This window comes from Pseudooctadecabacter sp., from assembly GCF_965657175.1.
Lineage (GTDB): Bacteria > Pseudomonadota > Alphaproteobacteria > Rhodobacterales > Rhodobacteraceae > Octadecabacter.
In genome coordinates this window covers 121,430-144,001 of record NZ_CBFHNH010000007.1, presented here as the reverse complement: position 1 = coordinate 144,001, position 22,572 = coordinate 121,430, and the positions used below count along the sequence as shown (strand labels likewise).

Here is a 22,572-nt window from a genome sequence, read left to right as displayed (position 1 = left end):
TCCTTGGGATTATGGGTCGTCTGCGCGGGCCTCTACAAAGACTACAACAGAATTTGCAGCGATTGTCGTGCCTTCAAAGCGACCAATGGTATCGGGTTCGGCGGTGTCGAAGGCACGCTGCCACATGAAATCGTCGCGCGCCTGCGGCAGGGCCACATTCACCGCGTCGCCTGCGTTCATCACCACCAGCAGCGCGCCTTCGCGTTCAACGTATTCGGGCGTGCCCGAGGCTGTGCGCAATTCAGCCACGATGGACTTCAAGCTGGCGTCGTTCCAATCGGCGGCCCCCATGGGTTCGCCGTCCATACGGCGCCAGAACAAATCCGGTGCCCCGTCAATCAGGCGGGGGCGCGAATGCAGGAACCGGCGCTGGCGCAGGATGGCGTGGGATTTGCGAAAGGCGATGGCCTTTTGACAAAAGGCCAAAAAGTCGGGGTCGGCGTCGGACCAGTTCACCCAACCGATCTCATTGTCTTGGCAGTAGGCGTTGTTGTTGCCGCCTTGGGAATTGCCCAATTCATCCCCCGCCAGCAGCATGGGCGTGCCTTGCGACAGCATCAGCGTGGCGATCATGTTGCGCCGGCGGCGCGCGCGCGCCTCCGCCAGATCACCCGACGGGCCTTCGTGGCCCATATTGTCGGAATGGTTATTGGAATGGCCGTCGCGGTTGCCTTCGCCATTGGCGTCGTTGTGTTTGTCGTTGTAGCTGACCGTGTCCATCAGCGTGAACCCGTCATGGGCCGTCAGAAAATTGACAGATGCCGTGGGCGCGCGCCCGTCGTGGTCGAAATACGGGGCCGAACCTGCAAGCCGTTCCGCCATGGCGCGCACCATCCCGCCGTCCCCACGCCAGAACTGGCGGGTGTCGTCGCGGTATTTGTCGTTCCATTCCACGAAAGGTGCGGGATAGGCACCCAATTGGTAGCCGCCTGGCCCCAGATCCCACGGCTCCGCGATCAGTTTCACGCGGTTCAACACGGGATCCTGCCGGATGGCGCGAAAGAACGGCCCGTCGCGGTCAAACTGCCGGTCCGTGCGTCCCAGCGAGGAACACAGATCAAAGCGGAAGCCATCAACGCCCATGACTTCGACCCAATAGCGCAGGCTGTCCATGACAAGCCGCAGGGCGAAGGGGTTTTCGAAATTCAACGTGTTCCCGCAGCCGGTGAAATCCGTGTAGAACCGTTTGTCGTCTTCCAACAGGTAATAGCTGGCATTGTCGAGGCCACGGAACGACAGGGTCGGCCCCAACTCATTGCCCTCGGCGGTGTGGTTGTAGACCACATCCAAAATCACCTCGATCCCGGCAGAGCGGAACCGCGCAACCATCTGTTGAAATTCCGCGATCTGGGCGTGCTGCATATAACGCGGATCGGGGGCGAAGAACCCGTAGGTCATGTAGCCCCAGTAATTCGTGAGCCCTTTGTTGACTAAGAACTGGTCATTCAGGAACGCCTGCACGGGCAGCAATTCCACCGCCGTCACGCCCAGTTTTGTCAGGTGATCCAACATCGGCTCGGACGACATGGCCAAAAATGTGCCTGGTGCGTTCACGTCGCGGCGCTCAGCGGTCAGGCCTTTGACGTGGGCCTCATAAAACACGGTGTCGGACATGGGCGTCTGCGGGCGTTGCGCGCCGCCCCATGTGAACGCAGGGTCCACGACCACACAGCGGGGCATATAGGGCCCGCTGTCGGTGCGGTCCATCACCATGTCCTTCGTCTTGGCCTTTAGGTCATAGCCAAACAGCGCATCATTCCACGTGGGATGACCGGTCAGCTGTTTGGCATAAGGATCAATCAGCAGCTTGAACGGATTGAACCTGTGACCCTCTTCGGGCTTATAAGGCCCCTGCATCCGAAACCCGTATTGCTGGCCCGGACGCATCCCCGGCAGGTAGCCGTGCCAGACGTGGCCTTCGCGTTCGGGCAGCCGCACGATCTGGCTTTCATTGCCGTCTTCGTCGAACAAACACAGGCTGACCTGCGTGGCATGGCGCGAAAAGACGGCGAAGTTCACCCCATCCCCATCGAATGTCGCACCAAGGGGCGAGGAGACCCCCGCGCGGATGGCAAAATGACCTGACATATTTAGCCTTTCAGGGCTGACCTGTACAAAGCGGCGTAGGCTGCGGCGGAGGTTTCCCAACCCACGGGCTGTTTCATCCCGTTGCGCTGCAGCATCGTCCACGTTGTTTTGTCTTTGAACAGATCGCAGGTGCGCGTCAATGCGTTGGCAAAGGCATCCGCCGTAATCGGGCTGAATTGAACACCCGTTGCTGCTTTTGCAGCCAAAGCGGCTGGATTTGCGGTGATGACGGTATCGGCCAGCCCACCGGTCAGGGCCACGATGGGCACCGTTCCATAGCGCAGCCCGTAAAGCTGGGTCAGCCCACAGGGTTCAAACCGAGACGGCACCAAGATCGCGTCGCCCCCCGCCATCATCCGGTGCGACAGCCCTTCGTCATAGCCGATTTTCACCGCCACGTTGGGATCATGGGTTGCGCGTTCCAGCAAGGCGACCTCAAGCTCCGTATCGCCAGACCCTAGCAACGCAAGCTGTCCGCCCCGCCCGGTCAGCGCGCCCAGCGCCTGAAGCAGCAGGTCGATCCCTTTCTGGTGCGTCAGCCGCGACACCAACACGCACAACGGCCCGTCGCTGTCGGGCAGTCCGAATTCCGCGCGCAAGGCGGCCTTCGCTTTGGCTTTGCCTTTGGGGGCTGTGTAATTGGCGACCTCAGGATCGGTGGCAGGGTTCCAGACCTCGGTGTCGATCCCGTTGACGATGCCCGACAGATCATCTTTGCGCGACTGCAGCACGCCATCCATGCCCATGCCGAAATGCGGCGTCATCAGTTCTTCGGCATAGGTGCGCGACACGGTGTTGATTTTCGCAGCCCCCGTCAGACCCGCCTTCAGCGCGGACACCTGCCCCCAGAATTCAAACTTGTCAGACGAAAACCGCCAGTTATCAAGGCCCAGTGCGCCCATACGGCTGGCATCCGTGTTGCCGTGAAAAGCGATGTTGTGGATGGTGAAAACAAAGGGCACCGTGCTGCCCATTTCATGCAGGTATTCAGGCGTCAGTCCCGCCTGCCAATCGTGCCCGTGCACGATGTCCGGCGTCCAGCCCGCAGCACCTTGAACGGCAATATGGGCCGCCGCAAAACACAAGGCCGCAAAGCGCGCGTCGTTGTCTTTATGATCGCGCCCTTCCTCGGTCACGTAAGGCCCGCCGGTGCGGTCGTAAAGATGATGCGCGTCCAAGATCAGCAGATCAAGCCCCGCGACCTTGGCCGCCAGAACCCGCGCAGGCCCGCCAAACAAATCCTTGAACGACACGACAGCCTTGGCCTTGCCGACCTTGGCCATCACCGACGGATAGCCCGGCAACAAAGTGCGCATCTCAATGTCTTGCACTTTCAGCGCGCCGGGCAATGCACCGGCCACATCGGCCAACCCGCCCGTTTTCACCAACGGCGCACATTCTGATGCGACCGAAAGAACCCGTGTCATTGTGCAGCCGCCCTCGCATCCAGCATGTCTTGGGTGATCAGGGTCACGCCCTTGTCGGACACGCGGAACCACTTGGCGTCTTCCTTGGGGTCTTCGCCCACCACGAGGCCCTCAGGGATGGTCACATCGCTGTCGATCACCACTTTGCGCAACCGCGCGTGGCGGTTCACCGTCACGTTGGGCAGCACCACCGCGTGATCCAAAACCGCGTAGGAATTGGTGTGCACATTGGTGAAGAGGCACGAATTGCGCACCTCGGTCCCCGAAATAATGCACCCGCCCGAAATCATGCTTGAAATCGCCATGCCGCGCCGGTCTTTTTCATTGTGAATGAATTTGGCGGGCGGCACGCTTTCGCTGTAGGTCCAGATGGGCCAGTTTTTGTCCCACAGGTTCAGGTCCGGCGTGAAATCTGTCAGGTCGATATGCGCCTCCCAGAAGGCGTCAACCGTGCCGACGTCCTTCCAATAAACCGGCGCGCCCTCGGACCGCACACAGCTTTCGTCATAGCGGTGCGCCATGGCCTTGCCGGATTTCACAATATCAGGGATCAGATCGTGCCCAAAATCGTGTGAGCTTTCGACATTGCTGTCATCATCCGTCAGCAGCTTGCGCAGGAAATCCCAGTTGAAAACGTAAATCCCCATGGACGCCAGCGCCTTGTCCGGGTCTTCGGGGGTGCTGGGCGGATCGGCGGGTTTTTCCAGAAAGGACGTGATCTGGCCTGTGTCGTCCGTGGCCATGACGCCAAAGGCCGTAGCCTCCATTCGTGGCACGGTGAGGCACCCGACAGTCACATCCGCCTTGGTTTCAACATGCTGGCGCAGCATGATTTCATAGTCCATCTTGTAGATGTGATCGCCCGCAAGGATGATTACGTAATCCACATCATAGCTGTCGATGATGTCGATGTTCTGGGTCACCGCGTCCGCCGTGCCCTGATACCAGTTTTCATTGTTGCCCCGCTGGGACGCGGGCAAAACATCAAGAAATTCATTCCGTTCCGCACGAAAGAACGTCCAGCCACGTTGCAAATGCCGGATCAGGCTGTGTGCCTTATACTGCGTGGCAATCGCCATCTTGCGGATGCCGGAGTTGAGCGCATTGGACAGAGCAAAGTCGATGATCCGCGCCTTGCCGCCAAAGGGCACAGCCGGTTTCACGCGGCGGTCGGTCAACTCTTTCAGACGGCTGCCGCGCCCTCCGGCCAGCACGAACACCATGGACCTTTGTGTCAGTCGTTTCTGTTCCATCTCGTTTCCCCTCCAAGGTTATTGTTTGGCGTGGCGCAGGACCACCACGCTCAAAGGTGGCAGGACGATCTCGACCGAATGGTCATGACCGTCGCGCGGTTCGGGGCGCGACCTGACGCCGCCCAGATTGCCGCGATTTCCGCCGCCGTAATTTGCTGAATCGCTGTTGAGGACTTCGTCCCATTGACCCGGCTGAGGCACGCCGATGGCGAACCCCTCACGCAACACAGGTGTGAAGTTGCACATCACCACCACCGGCGCGTCGCCGTCGTGGCCGTAGCGCACATAGCCCAGCGTCGATTGGCCTGCATCGCCGTTAAGCCAAGCAAACCCCGACGGGTCACAATCCTTTACATGAAGCGCAGGTTCGGACGCATAGAGCCGGTTCAGATCACGCACCAATTCGCGGACACCTGCATTGGCGGGCTGATCGGCAGCCCCCCAGTTCAGTTCGGCGTTGTGGTTCCATTCCTCAGGCTGGGCAAATTCGCAGCCCATGAACAAAAGCTTCTTGCCCGGATGGGTCCACATATAGGCATAATAAGCCCGCAGGTTGGCGAAAGGGTCATCCCCCTCACCGGGCATCTTTTCAATCATTGACCCTTTGCCGTGCACGACCTCATCATGGCTGATGGGCAGAATGAAATTCTCAGAATATTGCCACATCAAGGGGCGGGTCAGATCGTCGTGGTGATACTGGCGATAGATCGGGTTCTTTTCGATATAGGACAGGGTGTCGTTCATCCACCCCATGTTCCATTTGTACCCGAACCCAAGGCCGCCTGTGTCGACGGGCTTCGACACGCCTGGAAAGGACGTGCTTTCCTCGGCCACAGTCATGACATCAGGGTGTTCGCCGTAAACGGTCGCGTTCATCTCTTGTAGAAAAGCGATCGCCTCATAATTCTCGTGGCCGCCGTCCTTGTTGGGGACCCACTGCCCCTCTTCGCGCGAATAATTGCGGTAAAGCATGGACGCCACGGCATCCACGCGCAGGCCATCCAGATGGTATTCTTCCATCCAGTAAAGCGCATTGGCGACCAGAAAATTGCGGACCTCCGTGCGGCCATAATTGTAGATCAGCGTGTTCCAGTCTTGGTGGAACCCTTCGCGCGGATCGGCATGTTCATAAAGGTGCGTGCCATCGAAATGGGCGAGACCATGTGCGTCGGTCGGGAAATGCCCCGGCACCCAATCGAGCAACACGCCAAGGCCCGCCTTATGCGCGGCCTCAACGAAATCGCGGAACTCATGGGGCGGTCCAAAACGGATCGTGGGCGCATAAAGCCCCACGGGCTGATAGCCCCATGATCCGTCAAAGGGAAATTCGGAAATGGGCAGCAGTTCAATATGGGTGAACCCCATGTCCTTCACGTAAGGCACCAGATCACGGGCAAGTTCCTTATACGACAGCGGCCTGCCGCCATCGTCATACCGCCTGCGCCACGACCCTAGGTGAACCTCATAAATCGACACGGGCGCATCGACTGCGCCTTTGGCGCGCCGCTGAGCCATCCAATCGCCGTCGTCCCAGCCGTAGCCGTCGATATCGCGCACGACGCTGGCCTGTTCAGGGGGATGTTGCGACCCAAAGCCCACCGGATCGGCCTTTTGCACCAGCGACCCGTCGGCCCCCAGAACCTCATATTTATAAAGGTCCTGATCACCCACACCGGGTAGGAAAACCTCCCACACGCCAGAATTGCCCAAGGGCCGCATCACATGGCGGCGCCCGTCCCAAATGTTGAAATGCCCCACGACGGACACCCGCCGCGCATTGGGGGCCCAGACGGCGAAATGTGTGCCTTCGACGCCCTCATGGGTCATCACATGCGCGCCCAGCGCGCGCCAAAGCTGTTTGTGAGTGCCTTCACCGATCAGATACTGGTCAAAATCGCCCAAGACAGGGCCGAAGGCGTAAGGATCGGCGGTCATGACCTCCGTCCCATCTGCATACCGGATCACCAGTTCATAGGCTTTGCCGGGCACGGCGGCGGCAAAGACATCGCCCGACACACGGGCCAGCGGCGTGTCTTTCGCACCCACACGGGCTGTAACCTCAACCGCATCTGGCTGAAAGGTGGTCACCCAGCGTCTGTTCTTGAATTTATGGGGTCCAAGGACATCAAAGACCCGTCCATGACGGCCCGCGCCCAGCGCGTCCAATGCCTCAGATGTCAGATGATCTGGCAAGGCCTGATCGCGTGTCGTGCCGGTCGTCGCAGGTTTTGAACCTGTCGCCATAGTGCCCCCGAGGTCTTCATGTACAATTCATGAAACGCCACGCTACACAGAAAAGTTCCGTCGCGCAAAGCAAGCAATGCGTCTGTCGGACCTGTAAGGGGGATGGTGCGGTCGGGGGGACTCGAACCCCCACGAGTGTTACCTCACAGCGACCTCAACGCTGCGCGTCTACCAATTCCGCCACGACCGCACAGTCTTAGGCTAGGTGGGGGTGCTTTAGACAAACCTTTCCCCCACCTCAAGAGCAAAATGCCCACGCTTTGGGAAATGAACAACTGGCCTTCAAGCGGCAAGATGATTGACAGACCTCCGCTGCCCGCAAACCCGTCCCCGCATCGCCTGCGCCGATGTTGATCGGGGCCTGAAGGACCGGACGTCTGGACTTGATATGACCTTTCGAATTGGCGAAGTCGTTTGGATTGCCTATGTCTTGACGAACCCGATGCCTGACCTTCCAACAGGCGTGCCCAACTGGCGGATGTGCTATGTGAATGGCTTGACTTCGTATCCCGCGTTTCGAAACGTGTTGGCCCAAATGACCCGGGTTGCGCAGGTAACGAATGTCACGCGGCTGGCGCTTCACGTTTTATGCGCCTCAGGCGACACCGCTTCTGAGGAGATGCCTGTCGACACTGCCAATGTGGCCAAGTTAAAGGAGGCGGGGCTGCTGCCCTGCAGATAAATGGTAGAATGGATCACCACCGACGGGCTGACCCCCTACGAGGACGCCGTCGCCTTCATGGAAGCCCGCGCCGATGCCATTGCCCAAGGCGAGGCCGATGAATGCGTCTGGCTGGTTGAACACCCCCCCCTTTACACCGCCGGAACCTCGTCCAAGGCGGCGGACCTGACGGACCCTGACAGGTTTCCCGTGCACATCACCAAACGCGGTGGGCAATATACCTACCACGGGCCAGGCCAACGGGTGGCCTATGTGATGCTGGACGTGGGCAAACGCGGGCGCGATGTGCGCCGCTTTGTGCAAGACCTTGAACATTGGGTCATCGCGACGCTCGACCGTTTTAACGTCAAAGGCGAAATCCGCGAAGGACGCGTCGGCGTTTGGGTCCAGCGCGAAGACAAACCGCTGACCGCATTGGGACCGGCAGAAGACAAGATCGCCGCCATCGGCATCCGTTTGCGCAAATGGATCAGCTTTCATGGCATCTCAATCAATGTCGAACCCGATCTGGACCATTTCAGCGGCATCGTGCCCTGTGGGATCACGGACCACGGGGTCACATCACTGGTTGATCTGGGGCTGCCTGTGACCATGGCCGATGTGGACGTGGCCCTGCGTCAGACCTTTGAGGACGCCATCACCCCGCGTGACGCGGACGAGGACGGCGGCCCTTGACGGGAACAGATTTTCCCGAACGGCGTTAATAAACGAAGCCAACCGAAAGTCCCCGCCATGACGCTTGCCGAACTGCTCTTTAAGGTGTGTGTTTTCGTGCTTTTGGTGCTGACATTCGTGCCGTTCCTTAAATATCCCCACGGCCTGATCCGCGGGCCGGAATTTGTCCGCCTTCAGGTGATGTTGGCGGCCCTCGGGCTCGCCGTGGTGTCGCCCTTCGTGCTGGCGGGGCGTGCGTTGATCGTTGCCGATGCGGTGCTGGTCGTTTGCATTTTGGTCAACCTGATCTTTGTTCTCAAATTCACGCCGCTGTGGCCCAAACAATCCGCTACGGCTGATGCGAAACTGATGCGGGACACAGACCGGCACCTGACGGTGCTGACGGCAAACGTGAAGATGTCCAACCGTGACTACGGTGCAACGTTGGACTTGGTGCACCGCGAACGCCCTGACATTCTGGCCTTGATCGAACCGGACCAGAAATGGATCGACGCCATGGCCCCGCTGCGCGATCATTTCGCCCATGTGGTCGAACACCCCGCCGACACCGGCTACGGTCTGGGGCTCTATTCCAATTTGACGCTGTCGGACACGCAGGTCCGCGATCTGGTCACAACGGGGGTGCCGTCGATCACGACGCAGGTCACGCTCGCCTCTGGTGATCGGGTCGCGCTCTATATCATTCATCCGGAGCCCCCCACAGCGCAGGACGCAACCACAGGACGCGACAGCGAAATCGCCGCCGCAGGGCTGGAAAGCGCCAAGCGCGAGCTGCCTTCAATCATCGCGGGCGACTTGAACGATGTGGCATGGTCCCACACCACGCGCCGGTTTCAGCGCATCACCGGCCTGCTGGACCCGCGCGTGGGACGGGGATTTTTCAACACCTTCAATGCCTTCTACCCTGTCTTTCGGTGGCCCTTGGATCATTTGTTCCACGATCCGCGCTTTCGCTTCGTCGCCATGCGGCGCCTGCCCAAGATCGGGTCGGACCACTTCCCGATCACCTTCACATTGGCCCTGGCCGACACCGAAAAAGGCACAGCCCCCCCTGCGGAACACAACGAACGTGCGGCGGTGACGCACATGATCGAAGACGAAAAACAATCGGACCGCGCGCCCATCGGAACCGATTGGGAGGCCCGTGACTGACCCGAGTGGTCGCAGGTTTCTGCCCAAAAACAGCCTCAATGATTTGTTAAACCCCTTTGTAGTAATGAGTTCAGCAGATCGCGCGCGCCGCGCTCAAAGGTATGTTTCGGCCAATGACCCAGATGCAAAAACCCGCCCAACGCGTTCTCTATATTGCGTTTTTTGCGACTTTGATGGCCTACAGCCTGATGTTGTCCGTGGCCGCAGGTGCAGCGTCGCAATCGGCCGATCTTTATGCCAGCTGGGTCGCGGCAGAATTCATCCAAATGGGCCAAATGGACCAAATCTACCCCGACGTGGCGGACGGATTTACCATGAAAACGCCATCGGACTGGTGGCCGCATGTTTCTGCAATCTATCCCGAAGCGCGCATTTTCCCCTACCTTTATCCGCCACTGTGGGCGGGGCTGCTGGCCCATGTGACCGACATCACTTCATTCGAAGTGTTGGACAGCGTGTTCCTTGGCCTGAATCAACTTCTCCTGATCGCGACGATCTTTCTGGTCAGCCGCATGTGCCGGACCACAGGCATCGCGCAACTGGCCTTTGTTGCCTTGACCTACACCGGCCTGACCTTGTCGTCGCCGGTGACCACAGCACTTGCGGAAAACCAGCCGCAGCTGCTTGTCAGCTTTCTTGTGGTTTTCGCCTTTGAACGCGCACAGTTCGGACAGGTCCACCTGTCCGGTGCCCTGTTGGCACTGGCGGCGGCAATCAAACTTTATCCGGTGATGTTCGTGGCGATCTATCTGGGTCGCCGCCAATGGCCCGCTTTGTTCAGCTTTGCCATCACCGGTGCGGCGCTTGGCGTGCTGTCGATCATTGTGGCAGGATGGGCGCTTCATCTGGACTATCTGCATCTGGTCAGTGCCCTGACCGGATCGGTCATCGTCAGCGATGTGTCTATGTCGCTCGATGCCTTGGTGTCGGGCACGTTGTTCACAGATCATCTGGTCCGTGTCACGCCGGACAATATGGCTGGCACGGACCGGGGCTGGAACATGACCCAAAAATGAGAGCTTTGGCGGATCGCCTCTGTCTTGGCCAACCTTTGCGCACTGGCCGCCGTGGCGCGGCTGGCGGCCCTGCGCCCCCGCGACCCGCTGGTGGTGGCTGTGGCGGCCATGGTCTTCGCGTGGCTCAGCCCGTTGAGTTGGTCCTACACCTATCTGACCGCATTCGTCTTTCTGGGCGCCTTGGCGCTGCGATTGGGCCCAATAGGCTATGCCATCATCACCCTTCTGGGCCTTTATTTTCATCGGGCCGCACCTGTGGGGCTTCTGGGGATGCTCAACGACCATCTGACCGTCGCTTGGGCGGTGTCGATCACTGTTATCGCAGCGCTCGGGGTCGCATGCGTGTGGGCCACCCTGCGCCGCCCCGCGACAAACGCGCCCACCCATGCCCCTGCGCCATTTTTACCCATGTAAAAACCGCTCTGGGCGCTTGCCCTGTGGGCCTGTGCGCCATAGAACCACTTCAAAGCCATCGGGCTGAGTCTGTCAGTTCGATCACGATTAGCCACGCAAGAGGGAGCGCACCATGGTAGACGCAGCCGTCCACGACCATGAGCATGAAGACAACCGCGGGTTCTTTACCCGTTGGTTCATGTCCACCAACCACAAAGACATCGGTATTTTGTACCTGTTCGTATCGGGTTTCGTCGGGTTCTTGTCCGTCGCCTTTACGATCTACATGCGGATGGAGCTGATGAACCCCGGTGTTCAGTACATGTGCCTTGAAGGCGCGCGTCTGTTCCCTGCCGCATTGGATGAATGTACGCCGAACGGACACCTGTGGAACGTCATGATCACCTATCACGGCGTCCTGATGATGTTCTTCGTTGTTATTCCTGCGCTGTTTGGCGGGTTCGGCAACTATTTTATGCCCTTGCAGATCGGCGCGCCCGATATGGCGTTCCCCCGTCTTAACAACCTGTCGTTCTGGCTGTTCTGCACCGGTGTGGCGCTTGGCGTTGCATCCATCCTGGCGCCCGGCGGCAACGGTCAGCTTGGCTCCGGCGTGGGCTGGGTTATGTATCCGCCGCTGTCGACGAATGAGGCCGGCATCTCAATGGACCTCGCGATCTTCGCGGTTCACGTCTCCGGTGCCTCGTCTATCCTTGGCGCGATCAACATGATCACGACATTCCTGAACATGCGCGCCCCCGGCATGACGCTGCACAAGGTGCCGCTGTTTGCTTGGTCAATCTTCGTGACCGCATGGCTGATCCTGCTGGCCCTGCCCGTGCTGGCCGGTGCGATCACCATGCTGCTGATGGACCGCAACTTCGGCACGACCTTCTTTGATCCTGCCGGTGGCGGTGACCCCGTTCTTTACCAGCACATCCTGTGGTTCTTCGGTCACCCTGAGGTGTACATCATCATTGTGCCCGCCTTCGGCATCATTTCCCACGTGATCTCTACCTTCTCGCGCAAGCCCATCTTCGGCTACCTGCCGATGGTCTATGCGATGGTCGCCATCGGCGCGCTGGGCTTTGTTGTCTGGGCGCACCACATGTACACGGTCGGCATGTCCCTGACCCAGCAGTCCTACTTCATGCTGGCAACCATGGTCATCGCGGTGCCCACCGGCGTTAAGATCTTCTCGTGGATCGCGACGATGTGGGGCGGGTCCGTGGAATTCAAAACACCCATGATGTGGGCTTTTGGCTTCCTGTTCCTGTTCACCGTGGGTGGTGTGACCGGCATCGTTCTGTCGCAGGCCGGCGTCGACCGCGCCTATCATGACACCTACTACGTCGTTGCCCACTTCCACTATGTGATGAGTTTGGGCGCCGTCTTCGGCATCTTCGCGGGCATCTACTTCTACCTGCCAAAAATGGCTGGCCGGATGATCCCCGAATGGGCAGGTCACACGCACTTCTGGCTGATGTTCATCGGCGCCAACATCACGTTCTTCCCACAGCACTTCTTGGGCCGGAACGGGATGCCACGCCGCTACATCGACTACAACGAGGCGTTCGCGCTGTGGAACTACGTGTCCTCCATCGGTGCCTTCATCGCCTTCGGCAGCTTCTTGTTCTTCATCGTCATGCTCTTCAAGACACTCCTGTCCCCGAAGAACGCGACCGAGAACAACCCGTGGAACGAATTTGCGGATACGCTGGAATGGACCCTGCCGTCCCCTCCACCAGAGCACACGTTCGAAATTCTGCCCAAGCAGTCCGACTGGGACAAACAGCCAGGTCACTAAGACCCGCTTGATCAAACAAAAGGGCTCCGGTGACACCATCGGGGCCCTTTTTCTTTGCGTCCCCCCTACCCCCGGCGACCGAAAATTCTAGAGTTTTCTACACCGCCAAAATTCCGGAATTTTGGCCCCGCGCAAAGGGAACGCTGATGCCGTATGAATGGATCAAATCCGAAGACCCCGATGCCCGGTCCACCCCCGTGGCCGAAGTGCATCTGTGGCCCTACCGGTCCCTGCTGCGCCGTGATTTCGTGACCTTCATGGCCGCCACCGCGGCCATGGTGTTGTTGCCGCTGATCGCGGTCATGGGCTCCCCCGTTTTGTGGGGGCTGTTGCCATTCTTCGCACTGGCCGTCGGCGGCATTTGGTACGCCCTTCAGCGCAACCAAAAGGACGGTGAGATCCTCGAAGAACTGCGCATCTGGCCCGATCACATCAGCCTTGACCATCACCACCCCCGTCGCGGCCACCTCACATGGGAGGCAAATCCCTATTGGGTGCAGGTCAAACTCGACCCCAAACATGAGAAAATCCCGAACTATCTTACCCTCAAAGGTAGCGACCGTGAAGTTGAACTCGGCGCCTTTTTGTCAGAAGACGAACGTGCGGCCCTTCATGAAGAGGTCACGACGTCACTCAAGCTGGCGCTGGAAGCTGCGGCCCGTTAGGCTCCCCCCATTCCAACCGGAAAGCCCCACAATGCGCGCCCTTGCCCTGATCCTCATCGTCCTGATCGCCGCCCTGCACCTTTACATTTCATGGTTCGAAATCTTTGCGTGGGAGGCGCGCGGACCCGCGATTTTCTCGACCCTTGATCCCGCGCTTTTTGCGCCAACGACGGCCATTGCGGCAAATCAGGGCCTTTACAACGGATTTCTGGCCGCAGGTTTGCTGTGGTCGCTGACCATCGCGGACCGTGCGTGGCAAGCCCGCGTGGCCAGCTGTTTTCTGATCTTCGTGGCAGTCGCTGGTGTCTTTGGCGCGCTGACCGTGTCGCCGACGATTGCCTTGGTGCAGACGGTCCCTGCGTCCCTCGCCCTTGGGGCGCTTTGGATGTCGCGGCGATAGCGCCGGTTTCACGTTGCTCGCGCGACCTGTCCCACGTAGAACCGCAACATGACGCGACAACGCACCTTGTCCCTCCGCAATTGGGCCGAACTCTTTGTCCTTGGCCTGATCTGGGGCGGCAGCTTTCTGGCGATCCGTCTGGCGTTGGATGAGGTCCCTTTTGTCACCTCTGTGGCGCACCGCGTCTTTTGGGCGGCCCTGATCCTGTGGGCCTATGTCGCGTGGCGACGTCTGCCGCTGCCTACGGGCCGCGATTGGGCGGTGCTGTTTGTCATGGGTGTTCTGAACAATGTGATCCCCTTCAGCCTGATGGCGTGGGGTCAGCTTTATATCCCCACGGGGCTTACGTCCGTTTTCAATGCAGGCACGGCTATTTTCGGCGTGGTGGTCGCCGCCCTGTTGTTGGCCGACGAACGGTTGACGACACGCAAAGCGGTTGGGTCGTTGATCGGGTTTTTCGGGGTGGCCACGGCCATCGGGTTGGACAGCCTGCGGGATTTTGACGTCACATCACTGGCCCAACTGGCCGTCATCGGCGGGACGATTTCGTATGCTTTCGCAGGCGTCTGGGCGCGGGTGCATATGGGGCATCTGACACCGCAAGTGGCCGCCGCCGGAATGCTGACGGGGTCGTCCATCGTCATGGTGCCCGCAGCTTTGATCATCGACGGCGCGCCGTCCTTTGCGCTCAGTCCGACAACATTCGCCGCGATCGGCTACTACGTGGTCTTTGCGACCGCCGGTGCCTACCTGCTGTACTACCGAATTTTGAAAACGGCCGGATCGGCCAATACGATGATCGTCACCTTGCTGATCCCGCCGGTGTCGATCTTGCTGGGCTCTTGGGTTCTGTATGAAACTCTGTCGCCAAATGTCTACGTGGGGCTTGGATTGCTGGCCGTGGGCCTTGCGATCCTTGACGGGCGGCTGCTGCGCCGGTCCTAGTCTTTGGCCTCGGGCAGATCGTCATGATCTGTCGATGCCATGTCCTCAAGTTCCGCTTCGGTCATGCTATCATACATCTCTTTTGAGGCACCCTGCAGATCACCAACCTTGGTGTCGCCCCGCTTGGCAGACAAGGCCGCACCTGCGGCCTTTTGCTGGGCTTTCGACTGCGCTTTCATGAGGTCGTCTTTTGTTGGCCAATGACGGACAGGTCTTCCAATTCACGCAAAGTAAGGTGGGAAAACATTTGGGCCTGACGGCTGGTGAGATCGTTCACATTGAACTGTCCCAAACGCGCCAAAAGGGCGGCCCGTGCGTTCTGTCGGTGACGCTGAAAATGGCGCATTCTGTCCCCCCGAAATTTTCGTCTTTTAAGCGAACGCGGCAGGGACCAAAGAGTTCCAACTTATATTGGCGTTATCCCAATTTCTCTTTCACCATGGGCCCGACCTTCCCGAAATCCATCTGGCCGGTGTATTTCGCCTTCAGAACGCCCATAACCTTCCCCATGTCGCGGATGCTGGAGGCACCGACTTCGGCCATGGCGGCATCAATAGCGCTTGCGGCCTCGTCCTCAGACAGCTGGCGGGGCAGGAATTCCTCGATGATCTTGATTTCCTCACGCTCTTTTTCGGCCAGCTCCAAACGGCCACCCTCTTCGTAGATTTTGGCGCTTTCTTGGCGTTGCTTGACCATCTTGCCCAAGATCGCCAGCACCGCGTCATCGCCGACACCTTCATCGCGACCATCGGCGCGGGCTTCGATGTCGCGGTCCTTGATGGCCGCATTGATCAGCCGCAACGTCGACAGCTTGTCGGCCTCTTTGGCTTTCATCGCATCTTTCATGGCCGCCGAGACCCGTGCGCGCAATTCCATATCATCCATCCAAGTTATTCGTGTGAGCGGTAACAGCGGGCACCCTAGACCGAACACCCCCAAGAAAACAAGGTGCCACGGATCATTCTGACCTGACGTCCGATCCCGCTTGACCGCCCCCCAGCCACCCCGTAGAACGCGGACAATTTGGCTGCGCCCAGATGCCATGGGTGCCGCATCTTGCGCACATTTCGGGGGATTTGAGCAATGACAGACCAGAAAAAACCAACAGCCTGCCTTGTCTTGGCCGACGGCACTGTCTTTTACGGGATGGGCTTTGGCGCAACGGGGCAGACCGTCGCGGAACTGTGTTTTAACACGGCCATGACCGGCTATCAGGAAATCATGACCGACCCGTCTTATGCAGGCCAGATCGTGACCTTCACCTTCCCGCACATCGGCAACACCGGCGTCACCCCTGAGGACGACGAAACCGCCGATCCCGTGGCCTCCGGCATGGTGGTGAAATGGGACCCGACGACGCCCAGCAACTGGCGGTCTGTGGAACAGCTCGAAACATGGCTGGAAAAGCGCGGCCGCATCGGGATCGGCGGTATCGATACACGCCGCCTGACCCGCGCGATCCGCCAGCAAGGCGCGCCGCATGTGGCCATGGCCCATGACCCCGACGGCAATTTCGATATTGAGGCAATGGTCGCCGCCGCGCGCGATTTTGCAGGCCTCGAAGGTCTGGATTTGGCCAAAGACGTCACCTGTGCGCAATCCTACCGCTGGGATGAAATGCGGTGGGCTTGGCCCGAAGGGTTCAAACGCCAGACAGACGCCGTACACAAGGTCGTGGCGATTGACTACGGGGCAAAACGCAACATCCTGCGGTGCCTCGCGTCGGCGGGCTGTGACGTCATCGTGTTGCCCGCGACGGCCACCGCTGAAGAGGTCATGTCCCACAACCCTGACGGCGTGTTCTTGTCCAACGGTCCGGGCGATCCAGCGGCCACAGGCACATACGCCGTGCCCATGATCCAAGAGGTTTTGACAAAAGACGTGCCCGTCTTTGGCATCTGTCTGGGCCATCAAATGTTGGCACTGGCCCTTGGGGCCAAGACCATCAAGATGAACCACGGCCACCACGGCGCGAACCATCCGGTCAAGGATCAAGACACCGGCAAGGTGGAAATCACGTCCATGAACCACGGCTTTACGGTGGATGCACAATCGCTGCCGGATGGCGTGCGCGAAACCCATACGTCGCTTTTTGACGGATCAAACTGCGGCATCGCCGTGGACGGACGCCCTGTCTTTTCTGTCCAATACCACCCCGAGGCTTCCCCCGGTCCCATGGACAGCTACTACCTGTTTGAACGGTTTGCCGCCGCGATGGCCGACCGTGCCGGTGTCTCTGCCTGAACCTTTGCAGGTTAATGCCAATTTAACCGCCCGTTAACTGTTCCCCCCCAAGGTCGGGGTGGGACAGATGAAACGAGGACGGAATGGCTTTGACATTCAGCACCGGTCGCAGGCAGGCGACTGCGGCGCACATAGATGTGGCGGCCCGCGTGGCCGAACCCCGCAGCACGGCGGATATCCTGCGTCCCTCGGGCGTTGAGGCCGCGCGGCAAGCGGCCCAAAGCGACCGTGCACGCCGCGATGTTAAGGCCTTGGCGGGCACGCTTTATCCTGGCCAGCCGGACATGACCCTCGCCTCGGCTGAGGCGCGACGCCATCGCACAAGCCTGATCGATCTGCAATCAAACCCCGCTGATCCGCGCCTTGTCGCGGTCTTTGGGGCGAAACGCTGCCTTAAACATCGGGTGTTGCCGTGGCGCAAAGTTGCGAACCGTGTGACCGTGTTGGCCGCAAACGTCGAAGATTTCCTCAAAGTGCGCGATGTGCTGACGGTTCTTTATGGCCATGTGCATCTGGCGATCATCACCCCTGCCCAGATGGACCGTGCCTTTGCACGTTTGTGCCACACGACGCTGATGGACAACGCCGAACTGCGCACCACCGCACAGGATTCATGCCGCGATTGGGATGCGGGCAAAGCGTTCAGATGGGGGGGCGGCGTGGCCATCGCCATTCTGGCCTGTCTGATCCTATGGCCGCAAACCAGTTTTCTAATTCTGTGCGGCTGGGCCGTGTTCACCTTGGTCTTAAACACCGCCCTCAAATCCGCAGCGGCCCTGTTCCACCTGTTCCCGAAGCCCGCCGAACAAACCGTCACGGTCGAGCCGCAAAACCTGCCCATTGTCACCATCATGGTCCCATTGTTCAAAGAACGCGACATCGCGGGGGCCTTGGTTCAACGTTTGTCAAAAATCGATTACCCGACAGATAAGCTCGACCTGTGTCTGGTGCTTGAGGCCGATGACGGGACGACGCAAAACGCCCTCGCCGAGGCTGATCTGCCCTATTGGATGCGCGCGATCCGCGTGCCGCTGGGGACGTTGCAGACCAAGCCGCGGGCCCTCAACTACGCGCTCAGTTTTGCGCGCGGGTCCATTATCGGGGTCTATGACGCCGAAGACGCGCCCGACCCCGATCAAATCTACAAAGTCGCGGCGCGGTTTGCCACGGCCCCGCCGCAGGTCGCCTGCCTTCAGGGCCGCCTTGATTTCTACAACAGTCATTCCAACTGGCTGGCACGCTGCTTTACCGTGGAATATGCCGCGTGGTTCCGCATCATCCTGCCGGGGCTAGAGCGGATGAAACTGGCGATCCCGCTGGGTGGGACCACTTTGTTTTTCCGCCGCGATGTGCTGGAATCTTTGGGCGGTTGGGATGCGCATAACGTAACCGAAGATGCTGATCTGGGCATCCGCCTGAATCGTCGCGGCTACCGCACAGAAATCATCGACAGCACCACCCAAGAAGAAGCAAACGCCCGTGTCTGGCCTTGGGTCAAACAGCGGTCCCGTTGGCTCAAGGGATATGCAATCACCTACGGCGTTCACATGCGCGACCCGGTTCAGTTGTGGCGCGATCTGGGGGCGTGGCGGTTTTTCGGCGTGCAGCTGTTGTTCATGGGCACCATCAGCCAGTTTCTGCTCGCGCCGTTGCTGTGGTCTTTCTGGCTGATGTTGCTGGGCCTGCCCCACCCGCTGACAGGGGTGCTGTCACCGCCCGTGGCGATCACCTTTGCCAGCATTTTCCTGATGACCGAGGTGATCAACATCACCGTATCGGCCCTTGCCGTGACCTCCGCCAAAAAACGAGAGTTGATCGTCTGGACGCCGACGCTGCACTTCTATTTCCCGCTGGCCGCAATCGCCGCCTATAAGGGGGTCATCGAGCTGGCAACCAAACCCTTTTACTGGGATAAAACCAGCCACGGCATTTTCGCGCCGACGCAGCCCAAACGCACCTTGGGGGATCGCCTCAGTGGGCCGCCTCAACCGCTTCCGCATCCAGTCGCAGGCGAATGATGAAGGCCTGCGAGATGTGATCGCGCAACGCCTTGTCGGCGGCATCGCCATCACCGGCCTCAATCGCTTTCACGATACGTTCGTGTTCTTCCAAGGTGTCCGCAGGGCGGCCCTGAACGGCGATGGATGTGGACGCCAACAGCGCCATGGACCGGTGCACCAAATCCAGCTGTTGCACCAAAAACCGGTTGTGACTGGCCAGATGGATCTGCTTGTGAAACCGCCGGTTGGCGCGGCTCATGGCCTCAGGGTCATGGGTCAGCTTGCGGTCGGCCTCTAACATATCGCGCAGCACGGCCAGTTCTTCTGGCGTGGCATGACGTGCGGCCAGCCGTGCGGCCAAGCCTTCAAGCGATCCGCGCACGACATAAAGTTCGCTCAGCTGGCTGTGATCAAGGGAGGCCACGATCAACGACCGTCCGTCCCGCGTCAGCAGGCTTTGGGTTTCAAGCCGTTGTAAAGCCTCACGAATTGGGGTTCTGGAGACACCGAACCGTTCGGCCAGTTCACTTTCCACCAGACGCGATCCGGGCTTGTAAGTGCCTGTATCAATCGCCTCTAGGATCAATTCATAGGCGTCTTTGACGGGTGGTCTGGCGTTGGTCATGGCGTCCTCCATTGGGCTGGCGTTGTACACCACGGTATCCATTCGTATCAACCCTCTCGATTTCCCAACCGAAGCGAACTAAACGGGGCCTATGGTAAAAGCTGATTTTTCACATGTGCAGGTCTGGGTCTTCGATCTCGATCACACGCTCTACCCGCCGGACCGGGGCCTGTTTTCGCAGATCGAAGTGTTGATGACGGACTATGTGGCCCGCACCCTCAACGTCGATGAGATCGAGGCAAACCGTCTGCGCGACCACTACTGGGAATTGCACGGCACGACCCTAGCGGGGCTGATGGCCGAACACGGGCTGGACCCCGACCCGTTCTTGGCGGCTGTTCACGATATCGATTTTTCGGTGCTGTCCCCGAACCCCGCCTTGGCCGACGCGATTGCCGCCCTGCCGGGTCGCAAGATCGTCTACACCAACGGCACGCGCCCCTACGCCCACGATGTGCTGCGCGCACTTGGCATGACCGGCCTGTTCGATGCGGTTTACGGGGTAGAACACGCGGGCTATCGGCCCAAACCGGATCAAGCCGCGTTTGAGGCTGTCTTCGCCCTCGACGCCCTCACCCCCACCAAAGGGGCATTCTTCGAAGACAGCATCCGCAACCTGACCGTGCCCCACGCCCTTGGCATGCGCACGGTCCATGTGGCCCCCGACGCAGAACCGCACCCCCATGTTCACCATCACACCAGCAATCTGACGGCCTTCTTGTCGCAGCTGGTCTAACGGGCTTTGCGCACAACCGCACGCGGCCTATCTATGGATCATGACTGATACAGACATCTTCATTTCGGGCGGCGGTGTCGCAGGACTGACAGCTGCCGCGGCCTTCGGGGCGGCAGGCTTTACCGTGACCATCGCGGACCCTGCCCCGCCCATCACAGACGCCGCAAGCGAAGGCGCGGACCTGCGCACCACCGCCTTTTTGCAGCCCGCCCGCGATTTTCTGGACGCGGCGGGCGTCTGGGACCGGCTAGCCCCCCATGCCACGCCCTTGCAAGTCATGCGCATCGTCGATGCCGGTGGCGAAGACCTGACCCCGCGCGTCACCCGCGATTTTGATGCCGCCGACATCGGGGACCTGCCCTTTGGCTGGAACCTGCCCAACTGGCTTTTGCGCCGCGAATTGACCGCCCGGCTGGATGATTTGCCCAATGTGACGTTCCTGTCAGGCACCGGGTTCAAGGCGATGCTGACCCGCACGGCACACGCCCGTGTGACCCTGACCGATGGGACCAAATTGACCGCCAAGCTGGTCATCGGCGCCGACGGGCGCAGCAGCCCCGTGCGCGAAGCGGCGCAAATCACTTCAAAAACAAAGCGTTACGGACAAAAGGCCGTCACCTTTGCCGTCACACATGACGCGCCCCACAACAACATTTCAACCGAAGTGCACCGCACCGGCGGCCCCTTCACGCTGGTGCCCCTGCCCGATCATGATGGCAAACCCTGCTCTGCGGTGGTCTGGATGGAAGACGGGGCGGAGGCTTTGCGCCTCGCCGCTTTGCCGGACGAAGATTTCAACGCCGCCGCCACCGCCCGCAGCGCGGGCGTCAACGGCCCGCTGACACTGGTGAGCCGCCGGATGGTCTGGCCGATCATCAGCCAGATGGCAGACCGCATCACCGCCGAACGCGTGGCCCTCGTGGCTGAGGCCGCCCACGTCATGCCGCCCATCGGCGCGCAGGGTTTGAACATGTCACTGGCCGATCTGGCCGCGCTTTTGGATGTGGCCAAGGACAATCGTGACGCCCTTGGGGATGTGGTGATGCTGGACGCCTACGCGCGCAAACGGCACGGCGATATCAAACTGCGGGTGACGGGCATCGACCTTCTCAACCGCGCATCGCAGGCTGAAAATCCGCTCCTTCGGAATTTGCGCGCCAAGGGGGTTGAGGCACTTCATGGCCTCACGCCTCTGCGCAAAGAACTGATGCGGCTCGGCCTTGGGGCCAAGGGCTAAACGGTCACGTCCCAGTCGACTGGAATTTTTCCATCAGATAGGGGCCTGACCGCACCGGCGGATAGGCGTTTGACCCATCCAACGGTGCAATCTCAACATCCCAACCGGGCTGGTGGAAATAGGCCAAGGATTTGCGCGCTGGCTGGTGCGGCACGGCGACCACGCGGTGCAAGGTGCTGACCCAGCGGTCTGCCGTCCAGCGCGCCATCAAATCCCCGATGTTGATGACGAATGCCCCCTCGGGCGCTGTCACATCAATCCACGCGCCCGCCTGTTGGACCTGCAATCCCCCACGTCCGGCCTGCGGCAACAGGATCGTCAACGTCCCGTAATCCGTATGCGCGCCCGCCCGCTGCTGATCCGCCTCGGGCACATCCCCGGTGGCGGGGTAGTTCAAAGCACGCAGCGCCGAAATCGGTTCCGTCACGGCGGCGTCGAAGGCATCTTCGGGCAACTCCAAAGCCGCCGCAAAACTGCGCATGACACGGGCGGCCAAATCCTCCATCGCGACGTAGTATTGATCCCACGCCGCCTGAAACCCCGCCAAATCCGGATAGGGGGTGGCGCGATAACAAAAGGCCCGTGCCTGCGCGCCCGCGTTTTGCGGCACCCTTAGCGGGCCGCCGTTGAAGCTTTCCTTCAGGTCAGGGGGGGTCTTCACCCCTTTGGAGGCCGCCAAAGCCTCCTTCAGCGGACCAATCCAGCCATAGGGCGCACCAGGTTCGGGCGGTGCGACCTTGGCTTTGTCTGCGGCATCGAGGGTAAAGAAGTCATGGACCGCCGCCCACATGCCGCTGACAACCTGCGCTGGCACACCATGGCCTGTCAGAACCAGAAAGCCGGTTTCGCGGCACATCTGATCCAACTCAGCCGCAATACGCTGCCGCTCGGCACCCTCGCTGGCCTCAAATGCGGCCAAATCAAACGTCGCCAATCCCATCGCATCCTCCCCAGCGGGCCTTATCCACAAGGCGTGAACAGAC

At 60.0% G+C, this 22,572-nt stretch carries 21 protein-coding genes and 1 tRNA gene; 12 read left to right on the top strand and 10 right to left on the bottom strand.

Translation table 11 applies throughout. The annotated features are described in order from the left end of the window. Positions 1-9 precede the first annotated feature (9 nt). From glgX to ACTG36_RS08395, 5 genes are all read right to left on the bottom strand, one after another. Entirely contained in the window at positions 10-2,088 is a 2,079-nt protein-coding gene (glgX, locus tag ACTG36_RS08415; RefSeq protein ID WP_375281388.1) for a glycogen debranching protein GlgX, read from the bottom strand. Positions 2,089-2,090: 2 nt separating this feature from the next. After that, the gene (gene glgA / locus ACTG36_RS08410; RefSeq protein ID WP_375281387.1) at positions 2,091-3,515 is read right to left on the bottom strand and encodes a glycogen synthase GlgA; all 1,425 of its coding nucleotides are present in this window, start codon (positions 3,513-3,515) and stop codon (positions 2,091-2,093) included. Continuing rightward, positions 3,512-4,768: a glucose-1-phosphate adenylyltransferase gene (glgC, locus tag ACTG36_RS08405; RefSeq protein WP_375281386.1), complete on the bottom strand. Its 1,257-nt coding sequence runs from the start codon at positions 4,766-4,768 to the stop codon at positions 3,512-3,514. Before glgC ends, glgA begins: the two co-directional genes overlap by 4 nt. Before the next feature lie 18 nt (positions 4,769-4,786). After that, positions 4,787-7,012 (bottom strand): 1,4-alpha-glucan branching protein GlgB, encoded by a 2,226-nt coding sequence (glgB, locus tag ACTG36_RS08400; protein WP_375281385.1) that lies wholly within the window; start codon positions 7,010-7,012, stop codon positions 4,787-4,789. Between the two features lie 103 nt (positions 7,013-7,115). Next, positions 7,116-7,202, bottom strand: a tRNA-Leu gene (locus tag ACTG36_RS08395). Between the two features lie 492 nt (positions 7,203-7,694). Between ACTG36_RS08395 and lipB the strand changes: the two genes are divergently transcribed. From lipB to ACTG36_RS08355, 8 genes are all read left to right on the top strand, one after another. Continuing rightward, positions 7,695-8,369 (top strand): lipoyl(octanoyl) transferase LipB, encoded by a 675-nt coding sequence (lipB, locus tag ACTG36_RS08390; protein WP_375281384.1) that lies wholly within the window; start codon positions 7,695-7,697, stop codon positions 8,367-8,369. Between the two features lie 57 nt (positions 8,370-8,426). Continuing rightward, positions 8,427-9,521, top strand: coding sequence for an endonuclease/exonuclease/phosphatase family protein (locus ACTG36_RS08385; protein ID WP_375281383.1), 1,095 nt, complete (start codon positions 8,427-8,429; stop codon positions 9,519-9,521). A gap of 113 nt (positions 9,522-9,634) precedes the next feature. Beyond that, positions 9,635-10,537, top strand: a complete 903-nt coding sequence (locus ACTG36_RS08380; RefSeq protein ID WP_375281382.1) for a glycosyltransferase family 87 protein — start codon at positions 9,635-9,637, stop codon at positions 10,535-10,537. Positions 10,538-10,561: 24 nt separating this feature from the next. Further along, the gene (locus ACTG36_RS08375) at positions 10,562-10,951 is read left to right on the top strand and encodes a hypothetical protein (RefSeq protein ID WP_375281381.1); all 390 of its coding nucleotides are present in this window, start codon (positions 10,562-10,564) and stop codon (positions 10,949-10,951) included. A gap of 112 nt (positions 10,952-11,063) precedes the next feature. Next, positions 11,064-12,737 carry a cytochrome c oxidase subunit I gene (ctaD, locus tag ACTG36_RS08370; RefSeq protein ID WP_375281380.1) on the top strand — a complete coding sequence of 558 codons (1,674 nt, stop codon included), beginning with the start codon at positions 11,064-11,066 and terminating at the stop codon, positions 12,735-12,737. A 146-nt stretch (positions 12,738-12,883) separates the two neighbouring features. Further along, complete coding sequence (locus ACTG36_RS08365) at positions 12,884-13,402, top strand: DUF2244 domain-containing protein (protein WP_375281379.1); 519 nt, start codon at positions 12,884-12,886, stop codon at positions 13,400-13,402. 31 nt (positions 13,403-13,433) lie between these two features. Continuing rightward, positions 13,434-13,802, top strand: coding sequence for a DUF1304 domain-containing protein (locus ACTG36_RS08360; protein WP_375281378.1), 369 nt, complete (start codon positions 13,434-13,436; stop codon positions 13,800-13,802). Between the two features lie 48 nt (positions 13,803-13,850). Further along, a complete protein-coding gene (locus ACTG36_RS08355; RefSeq protein ID WP_375281377.1) occupies positions 13,851-14,747 on the top strand; it encodes a DMT family transporter in 897 nt (298 codons plus the stop codon). Here ACTG36_RS08355 and ACTG36_RS08350 read toward each other — a convergent pair. The 3 genes from ACTG36_RS08350 to ACTG36_RS08340 form a co-directional block, all read right to left on the bottom strand. Then, the gene (locus tag ACTG36_RS08350) at positions 14,744-14,926 is read right to left on the bottom strand and encodes a DUF3008 family protein (RefSeq protein WP_375281376.1); all 183 of its coding nucleotides are present in this window, start codon (positions 14,924-14,926) and stop codon (positions 14,744-14,746) included. The two genes, ACTG36_RS08355 and ACTG36_RS08350, sit on opposite strands and share 4 nt — an antisense overlap. After that, a complete protein-coding gene (locus ACTG36_RS08345; RefSeq protein ID WP_375281375.1) occupies positions 14,923-15,093 on the bottom strand; it encodes a hypothetical protein in 171 nt (56 codons plus the stop codon). Before ACTG36_RS08345 ends, ACTG36_RS08350 begins: the two co-directional genes overlap by 4 nt. A 71-nt stretch (positions 15,094-15,164) precedes the next feature. Continuing rightward, positions 15,165-15,623, bottom strand: coding sequence for a GatB/YqeY domain-containing protein (locus ACTG36_RS08340; protein WP_375281399.1), 459 nt, complete (start codon positions 15,621-15,623; stop codon positions 15,165-15,167). A 207-nt stretch (positions 15,624-15,830) separates the two neighbouring features. Here ACTG36_RS08340 and carA point away from each other — a divergent pair, with 207 nt between their 5' ends. After that, a complete protein-coding gene (gene carA, locus ACTG36_RS08335) occupies positions 15,831-16,991 on the top strand; it encodes a glutamine-hydrolyzing carbamoyl-phosphate synthase small subunit (protein WP_375281374.1) in 1,161 nt (386 codons plus the stop codon). Between the two features lie 83 nt (positions 16,992-17,074). Next, entirely contained in the window at positions 17,075-19,009 is a 1,935-nt protein-coding gene (locus ACTG36_RS08330; protein ID WP_375281373.1) for a glycosyltransferase family 2 protein, read from the top strand. Here the strand turns inward: ACTG36_RS08330 and ACTG36_RS08325 are convergent. Next, complete coding sequence (locus ACTG36_RS08325) at positions 18,963-19,616, bottom strand: GntR family transcriptional regulator (RefSeq protein WP_375281398.1); 654 nt, start codon at positions 19,614-19,616, stop codon at positions 18,963-18,965. The two genes, ACTG36_RS08330 and ACTG36_RS08325, sit on opposite strands and share 47 nt — an antisense overlap. A 91-nt stretch (positions 19,617-19,707) precedes the next feature. Here ACTG36_RS08325 and ACTG36_RS08320 point away from each other — a divergent pair, with 91 nt between their 5' ends. Next, a complete protein-coding gene (locus ACTG36_RS08320; protein WP_375281372.1) occupies positions 19,708-20,352 on the top strand; it encodes a pyrimidine 5'-nucleotidase in 645 nt (214 codons plus the stop codon). 40 nt (positions 20,353-20,392) lie between these two features. Further along, a complete protein-coding gene (locus tag ACTG36_RS08315; RefSeq protein WP_375281371.1) occupies positions 20,393-21,589 on the top strand; it encodes a UbiH/UbiF family hydroxylase in 1,197 nt (398 codons plus the stop codon). Positions 21,590-21,593: 4 nt separating this feature from the next. On the opposite strand, the gene ACTG36_RS08310 is transcribed toward ACTG36_RS08315, so the two are convergent. Further along, on the bottom strand, positions 21,594-22,529 hold the full coding sequence (locus tag ACTG36_RS08310) for an isopenicillin N synthase family dioxygenase (RefSeq protein ID WP_375281370.1): 936 nt from the start codon (positions 22,527-22,529) through the stop codon (positions 21,594-21,596). Between the last annotated feature and the right edge of the window lie 43 nt (positions 22,530-22,572).